Here is a 20,324-nt window from a genome sequence, read left to right as displayed (position 1 = left end):
TACTATGTGGAAATTCTACTAAAAGTTTAGTTTACCTTAGATTGTTCTGTCGCTAACTTTCTTTCAGAACAGCCCCGCAATAGCGAAAATAGTTCATTTCATCACAATAAAACAAACACTTAAGTCACTTTATTACAGCTTATTTTTGTTGAGAAATTAACCGACTTGATCTAGCGCAAGAGATCATTGTAACGATAAAATGAGCAGGCAAAAGTGTGACACAACAATTAAAACCACACAAAAAACAGGGATAGTATGACGTTAGACATCGACTGTTTGAGTGGTAAATAAACACCAAGAAGCCTGATAAAAATTATAAATTCTTACAATTACTCTACAATTTATCCTAAAAGGAGCGCGTATGACTGTTATGGAACATACTAAAGCTGCAAGTCTCGACCTGACCAAACATGGTCTAACTGGTGTCACTGAAGTACTGCGTAACCCAAGTTATGAAGTGCTATTTGCTGAAGAAACACGCGAGGATTTACAAGGCTATGAAAAAGGCATTGTAACTGAGTTGGGTGCAGTCGCAGTAGACACTGGCGAATTTACCGGTCGTTCTCCAAAAGATAAGTACATCGTCATGGACGATACCACTCGTGAAAACATGTGGTGGACCTCTGATGCTGTGAAAAATGATAACAAACAAATCACGCCTGCAGTTTGGGACGATTTGAAAGAATTAGTAACAGGTCAGCTATCGGGCAAGCGTTTGTTTGTGATCGATGGTTACTGTGGTGCCAACCCAGACACTCGTTTAAGCATTCGCATCATTACAGAAGTTGCGTGGCAAGCGCACTTTGTGAAAAACATGTTTATTCGTCCAACCGAGGCTGAGCTAGAAACCTTCGAACCCGACTTTGTGGTGATGAACGGTGCTAAATGCACTAACGAGAAGTGGAAAGAGCATGGTCTGAACTCAGAAAACTTCACAGTCTTTAACTTAACCGAAAAAATGCAGCTCATTGGTGGTACTTGGTACGGCGGCGAAATGAAGAAAGGCATGTTCGCGATGATGAACTACTTCTTACCGCTGAAGGGCATCGCCTCTATGCACTGTAGTGCCAATATGGCCGAAGACGGTGAAGTGGCTGTATTCTTTGGACTATCTGGCACGGGTAAAACAACCTTATCAACCGATCCAAAACGCGCTCTGATCGGCGATGATGAACACGGCTGGGATGATGACGGTATTTTCAACTACGAAGGTGGTTGTTATGCGAAAACCATCAAACTGTCCAAAGAAGCTGAGCCAGACATCTACAACGCAATCCGTCGTGATGCCTTGCTTGAGAACGTAACGGTTCGCAACGATGGTTCAATTGACTTTGACGACGGCTCAAAAACTGAAAATACACGTGTATCTTACCCACTGCATCACATCGATAACATTGTGAAGCCTGTATCTAAAGGCGGTCACGCGAACAAAGTGATTTTCCTTTCGGCTGATGCGTTTGGTGTACTACCACCTGTGTCTAAGTTGACACCAGAGCAAACCAAGTACCATTTCTTATCCGGCTTTACAGCAAAACTGGCTGGTACTGAGCGTGGTATTACTGAGCCAACACCAACTTTCTCTGCCTGTTTTGGTGCGGCATTCCTTACACTTCACCCAACCAAATATGCGGAAGTATTGGTTAAGCGTATGGAAGCAGCAGGAGCAGAAGCGTACTTGGTGAATACGGGTTGGAACGGCAGTGGCAAGCGTATTTCGATTCAAGATACTCGCGCCATTATAGATGCGATTTTGGATGGTTCGATTGAAGATGCAGAAACCACTCAAGTGCCAATCTTTAATCTAGAAGTTCCGACATCATTGCCACATGTAGACCCAAACATTTTGGACCCGCGCGATACCTATGTGGATCCACTACAATGGGAAAGCAAGGCGGAAGATTTGGCCGGTCGTTTCATTAAGAACTTCGCCAAATACACCGACAACGCCGAAGGTAAGGCATTGATTAAAGCGGGTCCTCAGCTCGATTAAGACTCAATAATTAGAATTACCTCTAACTTCGAAAGGGCGCATCCATGGATACGCCCTTTTTGTTTGCGTCTAAGGCAAGAATCGTTCATCTTTGTACCTGTTTAAGGGATTGAGGATGAAATATTGAAGCGAGTATGGCAACTGTTACTGGTTCTTGTGGTCATTGTGACATTAAGTGTCGCACTGCTCATTGCAACGCTTACTTCACCCTATGCCACCAAAGTTGTTAATCGCTACCTGCTGCAACAAATAGAAGGTATTAGCAGTGCAGAAAAGGCAACCTTTCAGTTTCCCAGCACCATTACCCTACAAGGTGTGCAGCTCAATGATACGCACCAAACCTACATTGAGCTGCTAGAAGCCCACGTAAACTGGCAGTGGTCCTCCCCTTCACAACTAAACGTCCCTTCTCTTTTGATTGCGGGTTTGAATATTCAACATAAAGCGGTGATCAATGAACTGTCGCTACTTCACTCGGCTCAAATTGACATCGACCACATTGCACTGCGTAACGTAGATATTGCGATTGACGGGGTCATTGCTCGTAACTTGAGTTTGCAACTGTCTCAGCCAGTGTTCTCTAGCGATTCCAGCTATGGTGTTGCCAAAGGCCAACTGAAAGTTCAACTTGACCAGATTTACTGGCAAGGAGAAGCGCTGGACAATATCTATCTCGATATGGATATTTTTCCTGCTGAATCAAAAATCTACGCGCTGAGTTTTGCATGGAATAAAGCATCATTTTCAACTCAGGCTGAACAGCAGGGTGACAGGTGGCGACTGCTCAATACGCAAATTGATAAGCTGACCTATGATCAGTCTACGCTCTCTACGGCTGCCTCCAGCAGCGTTAACTGGCTGCAAGATAACATTACCAGTATCGATAATTTGGCGATCACAAACAGTCACTTTTATTTAGATCGGGATCGAATTGAAAACCTGCAACTCAATGTGGCTCAGTTAACCGCACCATTTGATCTATGGCAACAAAATACCGAACTCTCCCTTGACGCCGATAATGTCGTTTGGCAAGGAGAGTTGTGGCTTTCTCCAATCGTGGTGGCGTCTCTCACACAAGACAAAGTGAACATTGAACAGCTTTCTACGCAATTGCATCAAGGGCAAATTAATCTGAGCGGCCAAGTCACCCCAAACGCCATCAAATTGTCCAATTTTTCCGTTCGCGGTCTAAAATGGCACATCGAACAAGCTTCGCAACTTCAACTGCTACACCAACTGTCTGCGCGATACCAGGATATCTCCATAGAAAAGGCAAAACTGAGCAATGTTCAGGTCATCTACTTGGCCACCCCAAATTTGTGGCAGGTTTCAGGTTTAGATGTTGAAGGGGAGTCGCTGACCTTGCGCAACAACAATGAATTTGCGTTATGGCAAGGGCGGCTTACCGCCTCTGCCAACACCTTAAACGCGTTTGGCTTGTATTCGGCGCAACCTTGGCTAGCCACCCATAACCGGGAAGGTAAGTGGGTCATTGATGATTTATACATTCCCCTCGAAAATGGTGTAATTGACACCAAGGCCAGTATGGATATGAGCTTACCTAGCAGACCTTGGGAGCTCCATGTTGATGGTTTTGGCATTCCGAGCCAATCGTTGATAGAACCGGTTATTCCGCAACTCAACTGGCAAGGATTCGGCGATTTAACGATGGATTTATCAGGATTAGGTGGCGACGCTGCGATGCTTAGCCACAGTCTAACCGGTTACAGCAATTTAGAACTGCGCGAGCTATTTCTAGTTAGCCCTGCCGGAGAGTTTGCCATTGATGCAAACCTCATTGAACTGCGCTTTGAGAGAGGCAGATTCAGTTTACCGGAGTCAACTTTGTCTGGAGAAGGGGTTGCAGGTGTTATCTATGGCGAAGGTGACCTTTTATCCCCAGAGCATAGCGAACTCATGTTTGAGCTCAAACACCAACACGAATCGCAATGCTTACAGATAGCTCGTGACGTTATAAACCAACGTTCGCAAATGCAGCTTGGTTGCCCGCAGTAAATAATCGCATGCAATAAGGCTGCTTGAAGTCAATTGTGGTTTCAGGCAGCAGTACTCCACCTGCCTATTGCGAAATGCCCGCCTAGGTTGCAAAACCTAGGCGTAATAAACCTAATCGTAGATTGGTTCAGGTTAGTTTGGTAACAACATATACGTACCTACAAACTCCACCGCAGGAGTATCGCCACTGTATATGGTAACTTCGATCACTACACGTGCTCGTCGGCCACCTGCGAGTCTGTCGAGGTCACCACTGATACCGTCGAGAGAGGTCACCGCTACTGGGCTTTGCTCTACTGGGTGGCGATAGCGGATTTTACTGTCAGCAAGTACGATGTCAGCTTGCAGGTTTCGCTCTTTCATCAGCAGCCATGTCATGCCCCATCCTGTTAAGGTGGCGAGGGTAAATGCAGAACCTGCAAACATTGTGTTGTGGGGGTTTAAATTAGGGTTTAGCTGAGCAACACATTCAAACTTGTTGCCAGTGTATTGGCTAATTTTAATGCCCATTTTGTCACTGATGGGGATCTGCTGTTCCCATCGATTTTGTAACTCTTGGCACCACTCAGGCTTTCGGATCACGTTGGCCATAGGGTCGAGCGCTTTAACCATCTGTTGATGGCGGATAAATCCGCGCTCATCTTGCAAGCCACCTTGGTCTTCAAACCCGTTACCACGATAAAAGGCAATAGCATCTTCACGAGCGTTACACACAATACGCTTTGCCCCCTCCTGGCGCGCTAGCGACTCCAGAGCGACCAGAATCAATGAACCCAACCCTTTACCCTGGCGATTGTTCTTCACCGCCATATAGCGTATCTGGCCCTCATCCTGAGGGGTAATGTATAACCGACCAATCGCAATTGGGCGTCCGCGGCTGTCTACAATCATGCGGTGATGGCTTAATTCATCAAACTCATCTCGCTCCGAGCCAATAGGACGCTGCCATGGTTCACGCAGCATCTGCCAGCGAAAATGGTAATATTTATTAAGTTGGTTTTCCGTCTTGGGAATAATCAATTTATACATTGCGCGTCTTCTATTGGCTGGACTTGGGGGTTATACGATTTTGGACTGCATGTACATCATGCTTCTAGCCAAAAAGTGACTGGACCATCATTGATCAGCGAGACTTTCATGTCTGCCGCAAAGATACCGCTTTGGGTTGGCAGTTGTTGCGCGCTCAACTCGATAAAACGCTCATAAAGCTCTTTTGCTTGCGCCGGAGGCGCACCTCGCGAGAAACCTGCACGAGTGCCTTTTTTAGTATCGGCAGGTAGCGTAAATTGCGACACAACTAATAAGCTGCCGCCAACATCCTGCACATTTAAATTCATTTTTCCTGCGTCGTCTTCAAAAACTCGATATTGAGTGACCCGCTCTAACATCCGCTTGGTCTTTGCTTCATCATCGGTTTTTTCAACACCTAACAGCACCAGTAACCCTTGTTCAATACTGCCGACGATCTCTCCGTCGACTTTTACGCTGGCTTCACTCACTCTTTGTATCAGGGCTATCACTGCTGTCTCCTCTATTGGATGATGGTTTTTTTAATTTGTCTGTCGTCTTAACAAACCATTTCGCTTGATAAGGGGTTTCTTCATGCCAAAATTCTTTCTCACCAAGACTGGCGGTAATCTCTGCGCCCACCAACACGATAAACCAACACAAATAGACCCATACAAACAGTATCGGAACTGCAGATAGTGCGCCATAGATCAGTTCGTAGGTTGGAAATTGTGTGATGTAAATGGCAAAGCCTTTTTTGGACACTTCAAATAAGATACCTGCGATCAGTGCCCCTGTCAGTGCGTGAGTCACACGAACTTTGAGGTTGGGCACAAACATATACAATCCAAAAAACGCACTAAAAGAGAACAGTATCGGTAATGCTTGGTAGAAAAAGTTGATCGCGTCATCGCTAATGATGCGCAATCCAGTAATGTATGAGCTTACTACTATGCTCGCTCCCACAAAAATGGGGCCTAAGGTCAGCACTGTCCAGTACAACGAAAAAGAATACACTCGCGCTCTTTTCTTTTTAGACCGCCAAATATAATTTAAGTTGCTATCGATACTGGAAATGAGAAGTAGCGCAGCAACGAACAGAAACGCAAGACCAATAGTGGTCATCTTGGCTGTGTTAGCAATAAATACGGTAAACACCGACTGCACCGCTTCCCCAGCAGCAGGGACAAAGTTTCTAAAGATAAAGTCTTGAATCTGATCGCCAGCACCGGCAAATGTCGGGATGCGAGACAAAGCGGTAAGCAGTACTGTCGTCAAAGGAACCAATGACAGCAGCGTTATGTACGCCATATACCCGGCATTAACGGTCAATCGGTCGTGATTAACCCGCTTAACCAAGTAATGAATATAGTGCAAAAACAGATGCACTCGATGAGGGATCCAATCCATGTGTCGCTTCCTGCGTGCAAGGAGAATTAACGTTTAACTTTTTAAATGCAGTGGCCTACAGAACCAACGTCAATACTATGAGAATTCTTGAGTGTGCTTATTCTAGCAAAAAAACAGCCGGCAATAAAAAAGGGCTCCAACTACTTGGAGCCCTTCTCAAAAGACGATGTCTTAATTAGATCGCGCCGCGGCTTGCACGCTTACGATCAGATTCCGTTAGGAACTTCTTACGAATACGGATGCTTTCTGGTGTTACTTCAACCAGTTCATCGTCATCGATAAACTCAAGCGCTTGTTCAAGCGTGTACTTAATCGCTGGAGTCAGAACCTGAGCTTCATCAGTACCTGAAGCACGAACGTTAGTCAGCTGCTTACCTTTCAGACAGTTTACTGTTAAGTCGTTTGAACGGTTATGAATACCGATAACCTGACCTTCGTAAACTTCATCTGCGTGCTCACTGAATAGGCGGCCACGCTCTTGAAGGTTAAACAGTGCGTAAGTCAGTGCTTTACCCGTCGCGTTAGAGATCAACACGCCATTAATACGTTGGCCGATGTCGCCGCCTTTGTGTGGACCGTAATGATCAAACGTATGGTAAAGAAGACCTGAACCAGAAGTCAGAGTCATAAACTCCGTTTGGAAACCAATCAAGCCACGAGAAGGCATGTTGAAGTCCATGCGCACACGGCCTTTGCCGTCTGGTGCCATGTCTGTTAGTTCACCTTTACGAAGACCGATGTTCTCCATGATGCCACCTTGGTGCTCTTCAAGCACATCGATGGTCACAGTTTCAAACGGTTCCATCAACTGGCCGTTTTCTTCTTTGATGATAACTTCAGGACGAGATACTGCTAGCTCAAAACCTTCACGACGCATGTTTTCGATAAGGATAGAAAGGTGCAGTTCACCACGACCAGAAACACGGAACTTGTCTGGATCGTCCGTTTGCTCAACACGCAGTGCAACGTTATGAACCAATTCTTTTTCAAGACGCTCTAGGATGTTACGAGAGGTAACAAACTTACCTTCTTTACCCGCGAACGGAGAGGTGTTTACTTGGAACGTCATGGTGACCGTTGGCTCATCAACAGAAAGTGGTGTCATTGCTTCCACTTCGCCTTGCGCACAAATGGTGTCAGAGATTTTTAGCTCTCCAAGGCCAGTTACCGCGATGATGTCGCCTGCAGCAGCGTCTGCGACTTCGTGACGCTCTAGACCTAGGTAGCCTAGCACTGTACCAACTTTACCGTTGCGTGTTTTACCGTCTGCACCGATTACCGTCACCATTTGGTTTGGTTTAATGGTACCGCGCGTTAGACGACCTACACCAATTACACCTACGTAAGAGCTGTAATCAAGCTGAGAGATTTGCATTTGAAGAGAGCCTTCACGATCAACTTCTGGCGCAGCAACGTTGTCTACGATTGCTTGAAATAGAGGCTCCATGTCGGTGCCTTCAGTCTCTTCTTCGATAGTTGCCCAACCGTTAAGTGCTGATGCGTATACCGTTTGGAAGTCTAGCTGCTCGTCGCTTGCGCCGAGGTTATCAAACAAGTCAAAGACTTGATCCATAACCCAATCAGGACGTGCACCCGGACGGTCAATTTTGTTGATAACAACGATTGGCTTCAAACCGTGAGCAAACGCTTTTTGAGTAACAAAGCGAGTTTGAGGCATTGGGCCATCAACAGCGTCAACGATCAAAAGAACACAATCAACCATCGACATGATGCGCTCTACTTCACCACCGAAATCGGCGTGTCCTGGAGTATCTACGATGTTGATGCGGTAATCATTCCAGTTAATGGCAGTGTTTTTTGCCAAAATGGTGATACCACGTTCTTTTTCGATATCGTTTGAGTCCATCACGCGCTCTTCCACTTCGCCGCGGGTCTCTAAAGTGCCGGATTGCTGCAGCAGCTTATCTACCAACGTTGTTTTACCGTGGTCAACGTGCGCAATAATGGCGATGTTTCTGAGTTTGTCGATTGATGTAGACATCTATTTCACTCTTGTTGCGGCGTGATACGCCGGATTAGGCTTGCTGTCAAGCGTGTTAATTGGCGCATAATGTACCAGATTTTGCTCAAATTCCCAGAGAATTGTGATCTTGAGCGACATAAATCTGTAGCACGCTGTTGCATTCATTGCATAAAAAGCATGACTTAGATCTCGACCGTGGAGTTTCAATGCGCCGGCAATTGACACAGAAATTAAAAAGCTGCTCAATACATTCACTGTGCAGAAAACAGTCTAACAGTAGCTATCGCACCAAAATGGCGCACCAAGATAGTGCATCGATGGATCTTTGTGGTGCACTGAAATGCACCATTAGGATGCGGCAATTACTAAGTGACTGTTTTATAAAGAACAAAATATTTGGCACAGTTCTAGCTTAGATGGAAATAGTTTCGAATACATATTTAGTGAGCCTGCACCATTTGAAGTACACGCCACTAGACACAACGATTTATAAACACTGGAGGTTATCCGAAATGTCAGTAGAAAATGTTCTATCACTGATCCAAGAAAATGAAGTGAAGTTTGTCGACCTGCGCTTCACAGACACAAAAGGTAAAGAGCAGCACGTTTCGATTCCTGCTCACCAAGTTGACGCTGACTTTTTCGAAGAAGGCAAAATGTTCGATGGCTCTTCAGTTGCTGGCTGGAAAGGCATTAACGAATCTGACATGGTAATGATGCCAGACGCAAGCTCTGCGGTACTGGACCCATTCACAGAAGACTCTACACTTAACCTTCGCTGTGACATCCTAGAGCCTGCAACTATGCAAGGCTATGATCGCGACCCACGCTCTATCGCTAAGCGCGCGGAAGACTTCATGCGCTCTACAGGCATCGCTGACGACGTTCTAATCGGTCCTGAGCCAGAGTTCTTCCTATTTGACGATGTTAAGTTCTCTACTGACATGTCTGGTTCTTTCTTCAAGATTGATGACGTAGAAGCAGCATGGAACACAGGTACTGAGTTTGAAGGTGGTAACAAAGGTCACCGTCCTGGCGTTAAAGGTGGTTACTTCCCAGTAGCTCCTGTTGATTCTTCTCAAGATATCCGTTCAGCAATGTGTTTGGTTCTTGAAGAAATGGGCCAAGTTGTTGAAGCGCATCACCACGAAGTGGCAACTGCGGGTCAAAACGAAATCGCAACTCGCTTTAACACTCTAACAGCTAAAGCGGATGAGATTCAGGTTTACAAGTACGTAGTACACAACGTTGCACACGCATTTGGTAAAACAGCAACCTTTATGCCTAAACCACTAGTAGGCGATAACGGTTCTGGTATGCATGTTCACCAATCTCTTGCAAAAGACGGTGTGAACTTGTTTGCGGGTGACAAGTACGGCGGTCTATCTGACCTAGCTATCTACTACATCGGCGGTATCATCAAGCACGCTAAAGCAATCAACGCATTTGCTAACGCGTCAACTAACTCGTACAAGCGTCTTGTACCTGGGTTCGAAGCACCTGTTATGCTTGCATACTCTGCGCGTAACCGTTCTGCATCTATCCGTATCCCAGTAGTACCAAGCCCTAAAGCACGTCGTATCGAGCTACGTTTTGGTGACCCATCTGCTAACCCATACCTATGCTTTGCAGCAATGCTAATGGCTGGTCTTGACGGAATTAAGAACAAGATCCACCCAGGTGAAGCAATGGACAAAGACTTGTACGACCTACCAGCAGAAGAAGCAGCTGAAATCCCAACAGTGGCTTACTCACTAAAAGAAGCTCTAGAATGTCTAGACGCGGACCGTGAGTTCCTAACCGCTGGCGGCGTATTCTCTGACGACTTCATCGATTCTTACATCGATCTTAAGTCTCAAGACGTAGAAAAAGTAAACATGACAACTCACCCACTTGAGTTTGAACTTTACTACTCTGTGTAATTGATACTTTACGCATAATTCAACGGCCTGCTTATGCAGGCCGTTTTTGTTTTAAATAACTTACTTTTCAAATAGATAACTTACCCTCTCGCACCAAATTACGGCAAGGTAATTGCATTGTTATGTGAATAGGCTAGAAATTCCGTCTTTTCGCACCAAAAAAGCGCACAGCTTGCTCAGGCAAAACGTAAAACCCTTTGTCTGATCGCGGTTTACTCTATTGCACCAAATCTGTGCAAAGACTTACAATGGTGCAAAAGGCTTAAAATAGGTAGGCGTCGGATTATGGACAACTCAGTTACGACAACCATTATCGATAATATGGTCACCGCAACACTGCTCTTAGATGAAGCACTGGTGATTCGTTACGCCAACCCGGCAGTGGAACAACTTTTCTCGTACAGTCGAAAACGCATCATCGATAAAGGGTTATCCAAGGTTGTCCAACATGCTTCTCTGGATTTAGCGTTATTGACTCAACCATTGCAAAGCGGCCAAAGCATGACCGACAGCGATGTGACTTTGGTGGTTGATGGTAAGCCGCTGCTAGTTGAAATGACGGTAAGCCCGTTAACGCTGAATAAATCATTGATGTTGCTGGTAGAGCTCAAAAAAGTCGATCAACAGCGACGACTGAGCCAAGAATTGAACCAACACGCACAGCAACAAGCGGCGAAATTATTAGTTCGTTCACTGGCCCATGAAATTAAAAACCCATTAGGTGGATTACGCGGCGCAGCGCAGCTACTGGAACGTATGCTTCCTGACCCATCCTTGCACGAATACACGCAAATCATTATTGAACAGGCGGACAGATTACGAAGCCTCGTTGACCGACTGCTTGGACCGCAGCGTCCTGGCACCAAGAAGCAGGAAAATCTGCACTTGTTGCTTGAGAAAGTCAGGCAATTGGTTGAGCTGGAAAGCGAGCGATGCTTAGTCTTTCAACGAGACTATGATCCGAGCCTACCAGACATTTTGATGGATACCGACCAGATTGAACAAGCACTGCTCAATATTATTAGCAATGCCGCACAAATTTTACGCGGGCGTGATGATGGGAAAATTGTTCTAAAAACTCGCACCGTGCATCAGACCAATATTCATGGCAAGCACCACAAACTGGCTGCGATGATTGAAATTACCGACAACGGCCCCGGCATCCCAAAAGAGCTACAGGATACCTTGTTTTACCCCATGGTCAGTGGGCGTGAAGGCGGTACAGGACTAGGGCTATCGATAGCGCAAACTTTGGTGGATCAACATCAAGGAAAAATTGAAGTCGAAAGCTGGCCAGGGCGCACCATATTTACCATTTTTATACCGATTTTAGTGGCTTAGGGCTTCCCTACCACACGTAAGTTCAAGGATACCAGTTATGAGTAAAGGATACGTTTGGGTTGTTGATGACGACAGTTCTATCCGCTGGGTGATGGAGAAAACTTTATCCAGCGCCAACATTCAGTGTGAGACATTTGCCGATGGTGAAAGCGTGTTGCAATCACTTGAGCGTGAAACACCCGATGTTCTGGTTTCAGATATTCGCATGCCGGGTATCGATGGCTTAGATTTGCTCAAGCAGGTCCATCAAAAGTTACCTGAGTTGCCCGTCATTATTATGACCGCACACTCCGACTTAGACGCGGCCGTCAAAGCCTACAAAACAGGGGCTTTTGAATACCTTCCAAAGCCTTTTGACGTCGATGAAACCGTGACCTTGGTTGAACGTGCTATTACTCATAGCCAAGAGCAGAAAAAAGAAAGCCTCTCTTTAGCTGAGCAGCCAGAGAGCACGCCAGAAATCATTGGTGAGGCCCCTGCTATGCAGGAAGTATTTAGAGCAATTGGTCGCTTATCTCGCTCTTCAATCTCAGTATTAATTAATGGTGAGTCGGGCACCGGTAAGGAGCTGGTCGCGCATGCGCTGCATAAACACTCTCCTCGCGCAAAAAACCCTTTTATCGCTCTAAACATGGCAGCAATTCCCAAAGACTTAATCGAATCCGAGCTGTTTGGTCACGAAAAAGGGGCCTTTACGGGCGCTGCGAATGTGCGTCAAGGGCGCTTTGAACAAGCTAATGGCGGAACACTGTTTTTGGATGAGATTGGCGATATGCCACTCGACATTCAAACGCGACTGCTTCGCGTGCTGGCCGATGGTCAATTTTATCGAGTCGGTGGACGAGAGGCGATCAAGGTCGATGTCCGTATCGTTGCTGCCACCCACCAAAACTTAGAAAAATTGGTTCAGGCGGGCGACTTTAGGGAAGATTTATTCCACCGTCTCAATGTGATTCGAGTTCAGATCCCGGCACTGCGAGAGCGTAAACAAGACATCGAAAAACTGACTAAGCATTTCTTATCCCTTGCAGCAGAAGAGTTGGGTGTTGAGGTGAAATTGCTGCATTCAGATACGATTTCAACGTTGGAATCATTATCTTGGCCCGGAAACGTGCGTCAGTTGGAAAACATCTGTCGTTGGCTTACGGTGATGGCCAGTGGCAATGAAGTCTTGCCTGATGATTTACCACCAGAGCTTTTTGATGAATCACCGGCCACAGGCAGTACAGAAGCGCATAATTGGCAGATGCTACTTAAAAACTGGGCAGATCAACAATTTGCGCAAGGCAAGATCGATATCTTGGCGGATGCCTTACCGGAGTTTGAGCGAATATTGCTGCAAACTGCGCTTAAGCATACCAATGGCCACAAACAAGATGCGGCAAAAGCATTGGGCTGGGGCCGAAACACGCTTACGAGAAAACTGAAAGAGCTGGATATTAGCTAATCGAGCAACCTAGGTTGCATCCTAGCAACCTAATCTAACGTGTGCTTCTGCTGTCAATCGCAGCCGAAGCAACGTTTCACCTCTTCAAACGCACTGTATTCTGCACAATAAAACATCACGTAATCGCTACCCTTAGCAGAAATTTTTGATCCCCCTCACTTTTTGTCTACGACTGGTTATACTTAGGCAAAAAAGAATATGGAGCCCATTGCATGCTAAATTTCACATTGCCCGTCACAGACTTACATCGCCATCTTGATGGCAACATTCGTCCACAAACCATCTTGGACTTAGCACCAAAGTTTGGCATCAAGCTTCCAGCTGACGATCTTGAAGGCTTACGCCCGCATGTTCAAATTGTCGAAAATGAACCGTCACTAGTCGCGTTTCTACAAAAACTCGACTGGGGTGTTGCAGCGCTGGGTGATTTGGATGCGGTTTATCGCGTCGCCTATGAAAACGTCGAAGATGCACGACAAGCGAAAATCGACTACGCCGAGCTGCGCTTCTCTCCTTACTATATGGCCATGAAACACAATTTACCTGTTCAGGGTGTGGTTGAAGCCGTCATCGATGGTGTGGCCGCTGGGAGCCGCGATTTTGGGGTTAAAACCAATCTCATTGGGATCATGAGCCGAACATTTGGTGTTGAGGCCTGTACTCAAGAGCTAGATGCACTGCTCGCCTGCAAAGAGAGCCTAATCGCCATTGACCTAGCGGGAGATGAGATTGGGCAGCCGGGTGAGCAATTTGTCGAACACTTTAAACGTGTTCGCGACGCGTATCTCAATGTGACTGTTCATGCTGGCGAAGCTGCGGGAGCGGCGAGCATGTGGCAAGCCATCCAAGACTTAGGTGCAACTCGAATTGGCCATGGCGTCAAAGCGTTTGAAGATGACAGCCTTGTCGATTATCTAGCGAAGCACCGTATTGGTATTGAGTCGTGCTTAACCTCGAACATTCAAACCAGTACGGTAGAATCTTTAGCGTCTCACCCAATTAAGCATTTTCTGGAGCGCGGCGTACTCGCAACGTTAAACACCGACGATCCTGCCGTAGAAGGGATTGATTTGCCGTATGAGTATGAAGTGGCTGCGCCGCAAATTTTGACTCAACCGCAAATTGAGCAAGCTCAGCGCAATGGTTTGGAAATCGCGTTTCTTTCTGACGGGGACAAAAAAGCACTTCAGGAGATGGCTGCACAACGCTAAATTCGCCGCGTTATGAGTTAGCGACCGGCCCATTAGTTTGGGCCGGTTGCGTATTGAATCGTTAAATTACTCTCGAGAACTGCTGTTGACGAGCACGGTCACGCAGATACTTATCAAAACACATACAGATATTACGGATCAGCAATCGACCTCGCAAACTCACTGTAATCTCTGTATCACTTACTTCGACCAGTTTATCGTCAACAAACGTCTGTAGTAACGCTAAGTCCTCAGCAAAGTAATCATTGAAGGTGATTGAGAACTGTTTTTCAATAGCAGACTTGTCTAAGCTGAAATTACAGATTAGCGCTTTGATTACTTCTCGGCGAAGTAAGTCGTCACTATCTAGTGAAACCCCTTTCCATAAGGCATGTCTTTGGTCATCAACCTGACTATAGTATTTTTTCAGTTCTTTTTGGTTCTGCGCGTAACTGTCGCCGATCATCGAAATCGCCGACACCCCAAAGCCAACCAAGTCACAATCACCCTGTGTGGTGTAACCTTGGAAGTTGCGGTGCAAAATCCCCTCTCGTTGCGCTATCGCTAGCTCATCATCAGGCAAAGCGAAATGGTCCATACCAATAAACTGATAGCCTTCACCGGTAAGGGTTGAGATGGTTTGCTGCAGAATCGCCATTTTTTCTTGCGCTTGTGGCAAGTCATCATCTTTAATTTTACGCTGAGCCGCAAACAGTTGTGGCATGTGGGCGTAATTAAACACCGATAAACGGCCAGGGCGCATCTCAAGAACCTGCTTTACCGTTTCGGCAAAACTCTCTGCAGTTTGCTTAGGTAAGCCGTAAATCAAGTCGAGGTTCGTTGATCGAAATCCGAGTTTTTTCGCTCGTGCAACCATATCGAAGATAAATTGCTCGTCCTGCTCTCGGTTAACCAGTTTTTGAACTTCTTTATTGAAGTCTTGCACACCAATGCTAAGACGATTAAAGCCTTCACCACGCAAGTGATCCAACATCGTCAATTGGATTTCACGCGGGTCAACTTCAATGCTGATCTCGGCGTCATCGGAGAATGAAAACTCGTCGCGGACAATGTCCATAACGCGACTGATCTGGGCTTCTGTTAAAAATGTTGGTGTACCACCACCAAAATGCAATTGGGTTACAGTGCGGCCTTGCAAAAGCGCTGCACGCGTTCTGATTTCACACTCAAGCACATCGAGGTATTCATCGGCTTTGTGGTTGTGACGAGTGATCACCTTGTTGCAGCCACAGTAGTAACAAAGCTTGTGACAAAATGGGATGTGGATATACAGTGATAGGGGTCTTTCAGGGTAATCAAGACACGCCATATCAAACTCTGCCACGGTATAGGCTTCGTGAAATTCGACTGCGGTTGGGTATGAAGTGTAACGAGGGCCAGAGTAGTTATACTTCTCTAGCATCTCTTGATCCCAAATTATTTGCTGGCTTTGCATGGTAATGTCTGTCTTTAAAAGGCCCATATATGACGATGGCGTCTATTTTGCCATAGACGCCATGAATACGCTTAAAACGTTATCAGTTGCTCTAGATCAAACCCCATTATTGCGGGATAGATCACTACAGTTGTTAGCAGTCTGTTACGCAACTAATGCACAGTTTGAATAGAAATCTGGTTATTCAATGGCTGCAACTGTTTGATCAACACTTTCAACTCTTCAATAATTGCGTCGTTGAGTCGAGCCTCTGCTTTATGCCTTGTTAACGTCTGCTGCATGCGCTGCTTTTTAGGGAGCTCTTGTCTCGACTCTCCCCGTGCCATGTCATTGACAATATCAAACAGTTCATAGGTTGCAGGAAGACTCTGTTTAACATCAACTCGCTGTTCACCTTGAACATAATCCAATACATTGCATAAACGAATGCTGATTTCAGACAGATCGCATTGACCTTGAATTCCGGCAAGACACAACGTATGGGCACTTTCGAATATTTTGGCGTTGCGCTGCTCAACCGCCAATTTGTGCTGTTGAGCAATCAAAGCTTTTTGCTTCTTAAGTTGCAGCAGTAAGTATCCCGCATAGGTGGCCAGCGCCACCACAATGCCGATACCCACAATGATAAGCAGCGTCCAATTCATTCCTTTATTCCTTAAATTCGTCCCAATCTAAGTTTTCAAACTCGTTGAGCAGTGCATCATCCGTTTTGCTTTTCGCTTTCGTTTTGGCTTTTTGAGGCTGTGGCGCTTCTTGTGGCTCGATTTCGTCTTCAAAATCATTGTCGTCCAGTAGGCCAAGTTGGTTCATGAGCACTTCAATGCGAGATAGCTTCTGATCAACGTACTGTTGTAGGCCTGCACCCAAGGATTCGCCATTGTCTAAGCGGTCAAGCAGTACCAAAAGTTGAGCATCATTTTCGAGCAGCTCTAACTCTTGTTTTGCTGAGCGTTTTTTCTCAGATTTGGATGGTTTTTTCTTGGCTTCTACCACCAAAGGAATTTTCTTCTTACTGCCAAGGCGAGGGTCGCGCGCGATACCGTTTCCACGAACAGCGTTATCGCTACCGTCTGAATGGCGGCTGCCGGTTTTAAGTCCTTTGCGCTTTTTCGCTTTTTTACGTAGACGCCCTTCTACATCAGATTCTGTACGATTACGTACAACAATCACATCCACTTCGCCGCCGGCGCCTGGTTTTCTCGATTTTTTATTACGACTCATGTTCGGGTTTCCTCAACAGGATCACATCGTTGCCAATAAAGTCTAGCTGCAGCCCGTCTCTATTGGCCAAGTATTCAAAAGTAGCTCTACTGTAAAAACAGACGTGCGTAACGTCATTTTTGTAGTGCCACGAGGCAAATGCCTCAACATCAATGACCATTTTGGTCATCACTCCAAGCCAACCACCTGGGTTAAGCAAATTTAGCCATTGAGACCAAATTATATCGGGCTGATACAAATGCTCAATCACTTCCGTCGCCGTCACAAAGTCATACGTCTGTGATAGCGGATTGGGATCTGGATGATAGTAAATATCGAACAGATTGACGCTGTACCCATGCTCTCTCAACATGTATGCCAGAGCAGGACCTGGTCCACACCCAAAATCTAGCCCTTTAGCATCAGTATTAATACGCTCACAGAGTGGGGTCGACATTCTTGATAAGAATTGTCGATACCCATCATTATAAGGGTCATTCTGATGATGGTCATAACAAGCTTTTTCAGCGTCAGCATCTAAACGAAAGTGGGGCTCTACAAACACCAATTGGCAGCGCTGACATTGGCGATAAATACGGCGTTTATCTTGGTGATAAAACTCGCTATCGGACTGATGACAGAGCGGACACTCATTCATTTCTATGCTCCATTAACTAGGGATTGACTAGGAGGAGGCGAAACATAGCAGATTATGAGGCAAGAGTGGAGGAAAATTCGACAAAATCTATGAGTGAAATGGCGTGACTTGGGGTTGAATTACCCTAGACTAAAAAGAAAAAAGCGACAGGAAAAACCTGTCGCCTACAAAGTCCATCTATTGTTACGGCTTCCGTACCAAATTCGTTGTAGTTCATCGTCCTGATGATTTTTGCTTCCCTAATCCATCCTAGACGGTCACCGTCCTCGGTGATGTTCCATTTGCGCGAAGTTGCGACTCAACCATCCTTGTTAGCTGCTATCCATTGCAGCGTTTTCCTATTGAAAATAAATAGTGCCCTCCACTGCTCTATCTATTTTGTCCTTTAGAGGATGTTCTCTAGAAGATGGAACTAATTTAACAGTGTTTTTTGGCAATAGTGCTTGATGAAGCTCACACAGTGAAAACCACACAACAAACCAATCATTCAATACATTGTTTTTATTGAAGTTAACAGTATTGATACATCAAAGATAGCTAGGTAAGAGTGGCAAATGTCTTACACATAGTAGGGATAATAGCTGTGAATCAATAATTGCGTGCAACGAACTATGAAAGATTATTTTGATATTGCGGGAATGAATACGAATAAGGCAGCTTTGTGCAAAGCTGCCTTATTGTTAGAGCTTGATGCAATCAGCGATAAACTAGTGTAAGCCGCCTACGTATTTTGACAGCGCGTCAATTTCGGCGTCGGTCAATTTGATAGCAATATCTTGCATCATGCCGTTGAGATCATTATTGCGCTCAGCGGCTTTAAACTTGGTGAGTTGTAATTTGTTGTAATCGGCATGCTGGCCAGAAATCTTGGGGAATCCTGACAACTCTGTACCATTACCACGTGGACCATGACATGCAATACACGCAACTAGACCACGCTCTGCATCGCCCGCGTTGTATAACACTTTACCTACGTCGACAACGTCTTCTGGTGTGTTGTTTTCAGACATAGGCAAAGAAGAGTAATACGCCGACAGGTCTAAAATATCTTGATCGGATAATGGCAATGCCATCCCACCCATCACTGCATCGTAACGACCTTGTTTACCATTGGTGGTCATACCGAGCTTAAATTCTTTTAACTGTTTTTCGATGTACCTTGCATGCTGCCCAGCGATCTTCGGGTAGTTCGTTAACTGGCTATTACCGTCTGCACCATGACAGGCAACACAGGTTTGTGATTTGGCTAGACCCGCCTCAATGTTTCCTTGAGCGTCGTTTGCAAGCGCCCAAGTTGAGCAGCCAGCCAATAGAGAGAATAGTAGCGCTAATTTCTTCATGACAATCCGTTTATAATTATTGAGCTTCCAGTGGGTAAGAGTCGTGATACAATCAACGACCCTATGCCGAGCACGGCTATTTTACACAAATTCACAAAAAAGTAATCAATCGACTACACAAAGTCGCGATGGAGTTAACAGTGAGCGAAAAAATTTTCTACCAAAACACGCACTTTATTACTAGTGCCCCCGATATTCGCCACCTTCCTGAAGACCAAGGCATTGAAGTTGCTTTTGCCGGTCGCTCTAACGCGGGTAAATCGAGTGCACTCAATCGCTTGACCAACCAAAGAAGTTTAGCCAAAACCAGTAAAACCCCTGGTCGCACCCAATTGATCAACTTATTCAAAGTACGAGACCATTGCCATATTGTCGATTTACCGGGGTATGGGTTTGCACAAGTTCCACTAGAGATGAAGAAAAAGTGGCAGAAGTCTTTGGGCGAGTACCTGCAAAAGCGCGAATGTTTAAAAGGATTAGTCGTACTAATGGACATTCGACATCCAATGAAAGACCTCGATCAACAAATGATCTACTGGGCTGTGGATAGCGGTATACCCGTTCAAGTTTTACTTACCAAAGCCGATAAATTAAAAAGCGGAGCACGAAAAGCCCAATTGCTAAAGATCCGTGACGCCTCTTTAGCGTTTGGTGGTGATGTAAGTGTGGATATGTTCTCGTCACTCAAGGGAATAGGTGTAGATCAACTGCGCGCCAAGCTAGACACTTGGTTTGCACCAGCTCTCATCGAAACGGATGAAACAGACTCTTTAGAAACTAGCAACGAAGATGTTAATCAATTACCACCACAGTCAACTTAAGATAGTTACCTCTCTTACGTTGACCTCTTATTTTCAGTCTAAAATGTAATTATATTACATAAGGCCCAAAATAAAGTTATCGAGCCAAGATGAGTAAAATACTCAATATCTTGGCTTTTTTTTCGCACTGTTTTTGTATTGTCATACCTAAGTAGTACAGAACAACAACTGCGACCTTTGTCACAATTAGGGGGCGTAGATAGGGGGATGAGAACAGAATAGTGGCTCAGCCTCTCAATTTTAGGCATAAAAAAAGCCCCAATCATATCGATTGAGGCTGCTGAATTATTCTAATTCCAATAACGTGAAACAAAAGGTCTGAAAGATAGAACATCTTACCTCTGTACCCTACGTCTTCAAATATACCCAATTCCGACTAAAAAAGAAACCGTTTTTGTTGTTTTTTTTCAAAAATAGTTACCGTACAGCATAAAGCATTGATTCAGAAAGATTTAACAATTGAGGATTCAAAAAAGCAAACAGGCTCCCAAAAATGTAATGGGCTTGGTATCCGTCGATATAGTGGTGGGGAGAACATTGA

The 20,324-nt window shown here is 45.4% G+C and carries 17 protein-coding genes; 7 read left to right on the top strand and 10 right to left on the bottom strand.

Annotated features, from left to right (window positions below):
* The first annotated feature begins 361 nt into the window (after positions 1-361).
* Together pckA and JQC93_RS14600 are read left to right on the top strand one after the other, a co-directional pair.
* Complete coding sequence (gene pckA / locus JQC93_RS14605; RefSeq protein WP_205159155.1) at positions 362-1,990, top strand: phosphoenolpyruvate carboxykinase (ATP); 1,629 nt, start codon at positions 362-364, stop codon at positions 1,988-1,990.
* A gap of 123 nt (positions 1,991-2,113) precedes the next feature.
* On the top strand, positions 2,114-4,006 hold the full coding sequence (locus JQC93_RS14600) for an AsmA family protein (RefSeq protein WP_205159154.1): 1,893 nt from the start codon (positions 2,114-2,116) through the stop codon (positions 4,004-4,006).
* A gap of 132 nt (positions 4,007-4,138) precedes the next feature.
* On the opposite strand, the gene JQC93_RS14595 is transcribed toward JQC93_RS14600, so the two are convergent.
* From JQC93_RS14595 to typA, 4 genes are all read right to left on the bottom strand, one after another.
* Positions 4,139-5,035 (bottom strand): bifunctional GNAT family N-acetyltransferase/hotdog fold thioesterase, encoded by an 897-nt coding sequence (locus JQC93_RS14595; RefSeq protein ID WP_205159153.1) that lies wholly within the window; start codon positions 5,033-5,035, stop codon positions 4,139-4,141.
* Between the two features lie 56 nt (positions 5,036-5,091).
* Positions 5,092-5,526 (bottom strand): D-aminoacyl-tRNA deacylase, encoded by a 435-nt coding sequence (gene dtd / locus JQC93_RS14590; RefSeq protein ID WP_205159152.1) that lies wholly within the window; start codon positions 5,524-5,526, stop codon positions 5,092-5,094.
* Positions 5,498-6,424, bottom strand: a complete 927-nt coding sequence (locus JQC93_RS14585) for a virulence factor BrkB family protein (RefSeq protein ID WP_205159151.1) — start codon at positions 6,422-6,424, stop codon at positions 5,498-5,500. Before JQC93_RS14585 ends, dtd begins: the two co-directional genes overlap by 29 nt.
* 175 nt (positions 6,425-6,599) lie before the next feature.
* Complete coding sequence (gene typA / locus JQC93_RS14580) at positions 6,600-8,426, bottom strand: translational GTPase TypA (RefSeq protein ID WP_205159150.1); 1,827 nt, start codon at positions 8,424-8,426, stop codon at positions 6,600-6,602.
* Between the two features lie 494 nt (positions 8,427-8,920).
* Between typA and glnA the strand changes: the two genes are divergently transcribed.
* From glnA to add, 4 genes are all read left to right on the top strand, one after another.
* A complete protein-coding gene (gene glnA, locus JQC93_RS14575) occupies positions 8,921-10,330 on the top strand; it encodes a glutamate--ammonia ligase (protein ID WP_205159149.1) in 1,410 nt (469 codons plus the stop codon).
* Between the two features lie 285 nt (positions 10,331-10,615).
* Complete coding sequence (gene glnL / locus JQC93_RS14570) at positions 10,616-11,671, top strand: nitrogen regulation protein NR(II) (RefSeq protein WP_205159148.1); 1,056 nt, start codon at positions 10,616-10,618, stop codon at positions 11,669-11,671.
* 37 nt (positions 11,672-11,708) lie between these two features.
* Positions 11,709-13,118, top strand: coding sequence for a nitrogen regulation protein NR(I) (gene glnG / locus JQC93_RS14565; protein ID WP_205159147.1), 1,410 nt, complete (start codon positions 11,709-11,711; stop codon positions 13,116-13,118).
* A 212-nt stretch (positions 13,119-13,330) separates the two neighbouring features.
* The gene (gene add, locus JQC93_RS14560; RefSeq protein ID WP_205159146.1) at positions 13,331-14,329 is read left to right on the top strand and encodes an adenosine deaminase; all 999 of its coding nucleotides are present in this window, start codon (positions 13,331-13,333) and stop codon (positions 14,327-14,329) included.
* Positions 14,330-14,390: 61 nt separating this feature from the next.
* Here add and hemN read toward each other — a convergent pair whose 3' ends face one another.
* The 5 genes from hemN to JQC93_RS14535 all read right to left on the bottom strand — a co-directional run bounded on the left by hemN (position 14,391) and on the right by JQC93_RS14535 (position 18,962).
* Complete coding sequence (gene hemN, locus JQC93_RS14555) at positions 14,391-15,764, bottom strand: oxygen-independent coproporphyrinogen III oxidase (protein WP_205159145.1); 1,374 nt, start codon at positions 15,762-15,764, stop codon at positions 14,391-14,393.
* 152 nt (positions 15,765-15,916) lie between these two features.
* On the bottom strand, positions 15,917-16,408 hold the full coding sequence (locus tag JQC93_RS14550) for a DUF2489 domain-containing protein (protein WP_205159144.1): 492 nt from the start codon (positions 16,406-16,408) through the stop codon (positions 15,917-15,919).
* A gap of 4 nt (positions 16,409-16,412) precedes the next feature.
* The gene (gene yihI / locus JQC93_RS14545; protein WP_205159143.1) at positions 16,413-16,985 is read right to left on the bottom strand and encodes a Der GTPase-activating protein YihI; all 573 of its coding nucleotides are present in this window, start codon (positions 16,983-16,985) and stop codon (positions 16,413-16,415) included.
* A complete protein-coding gene (locus JQC93_RS14540) occupies positions 16,975-17,622 on the bottom strand; it encodes a class I SAM-dependent methyltransferase (protein WP_205159142.1) in 648 nt (215 codons plus the stop codon). Before JQC93_RS14540 ends, yihI begins: the two co-directional genes overlap by 11 nt.
* Positions 17,623-18,329: 707 nt before the next feature.
* Complete coding sequence (locus JQC93_RS14535; protein WP_205159141.1) at positions 18,330-18,962, bottom strand: c-type cytochrome; 633 nt, start codon at positions 18,960-18,962, stop codon at positions 18,330-18,332.
* A gap of 128 nt (positions 18,963-19,090) precedes the next feature.
* On the opposite strand from JQC93_RS14535, the gene yihA reads away from it, so the two are divergent.
* Positions 19,091-19,783 carry a ribosome biogenesis GTP-binding protein YihA/YsxC gene (gene yihA, locus JQC93_RS14530; protein ID WP_205159140.1) on the top strand — a complete coding sequence of 231 codons (693 nt, stop codon included), beginning with the start codon at positions 19,091-19,093 and terminating at the stop codon, positions 19,781-19,783.
* 262 nt (positions 19,784-20,045) lie between these two features.
* Here yihA and JQC93_RS20550 read toward each other — a convergent pair whose 3' ends face one another.
* The gene (locus JQC93_RS20550; RefSeq protein ID WP_456243399.1) at positions 20,046-20,117 is read right to left on the bottom strand and encodes a hypothetical protein; all 72 of its coding nucleotides are present in this window, start codon (positions 20,115-20,117) and stop codon (positions 20,046-20,048) included.
* Positions 20,118-20,324: the final 207 nt, after the last annotated feature.

The sequence above is a fragment of the Vibrio ulleungensis genome, assembly GCF_016900875.1.
Taxonomy (GTDB): Bacteria; Pseudomonadota; Gammaproteobacteria; order Enterobacterales; family Vibrionaceae; genus Vibrio; species Vibrio ulleungensis.
This window is presented reverse-complemented; position numbering and strand designations above follow the sequence as displayed.

Bases quoted from the DNA above. Each gene is read 5' to 3' on its own strand.
- JQC93_RS14595 (WP_205159153.1), bottom strand. From the start codon at position 5,035: ATGTATAAATTGATTATTCCCAAGACGGAAAACCAACTTAATAAATAT.
- hemN (WP_205159145.1), bottom strand. From the start codon at position 15,764: ATGCAAAGCCAGCAAATAATTTGGGATCAAGAGATGCTAGAGAAGTAT.
- yihA (WP_205159140.1), top strand. From the start codon at position 19,091: ATGGAGTTAACAGTGAGCGAAAAAATTTTCTACCAAAACACGCACTTT.
- glnL (WP_205159148.1), top strand. From the start codon at position 10,616: ATGGACAACTCAGTTACGACAACCATTATCGATAATATGGTCACCGCA.
- typA (WP_205159150.1), bottom strand. From the start codon at position 8,426: ATGTCTACATCAATCGACAAACTCAGAAACATCGCCATTATTGCGCAC.
- JQC93_RS14585 (WP_205159151.1), bottom strand. From the start codon at position 6,424: ATGGATTGGATCCCTCATCGAGTGCATCTGTTTTTGCACTATATTCAT.
- yihI (WP_205159143.1), bottom strand. From the start codon at position 16,985: ATGAGTCGTAATAAAAAATCGAGAAAACCAGGCGCCGGCGGCGAAGTG.
- JQC93_RS14540 (WP_205159142.1), bottom strand. From the start codon at position 17,622: ATGAATGAGTGTCCGCTCTGTCATCAGTCCGATAGCGAGTTTTATCAC.
- glnG (WP_205159147.1), top strand. From the start codon at position 11,709: ATGAGTAAAGGATACGTTTGGGTTGTTGATGACGACAGTTCTATCCGC.
- pckA (WP_205159155.1), top strand. From the start codon at position 362: ATGACTGTTATGGAACATACTAAAGCTGCAAGTCTCGACCTGACCAAA.
- JQC93_RS14535 (WP_205159141.1), bottom strand. From the start codon at position 18,962: ATGAAGAAATTAGCGCTACTATTCTCTCTATTGGCTGGCTGCTCAACT.
- JQC93_RS14550 (WP_205159144.1), bottom strand. From the start codon at position 16,408: ATGAATTGGACGCTGCTTATCATTGTGGGTATCGGCATTGTGGTGGCG.
- glnA (WP_205159149.1), top strand. From the start codon at position 8,921: ATGTCAGTAGAAAATGTTCTATCACTGATCCAAGAAAATGAAGTGAAG.
- add (WP_205159146.1), top strand. From the start codon at position 13,331: ATGCTAAATTTCACATTGCCCGTCACAGACTTACATCGCCATCTTGAT.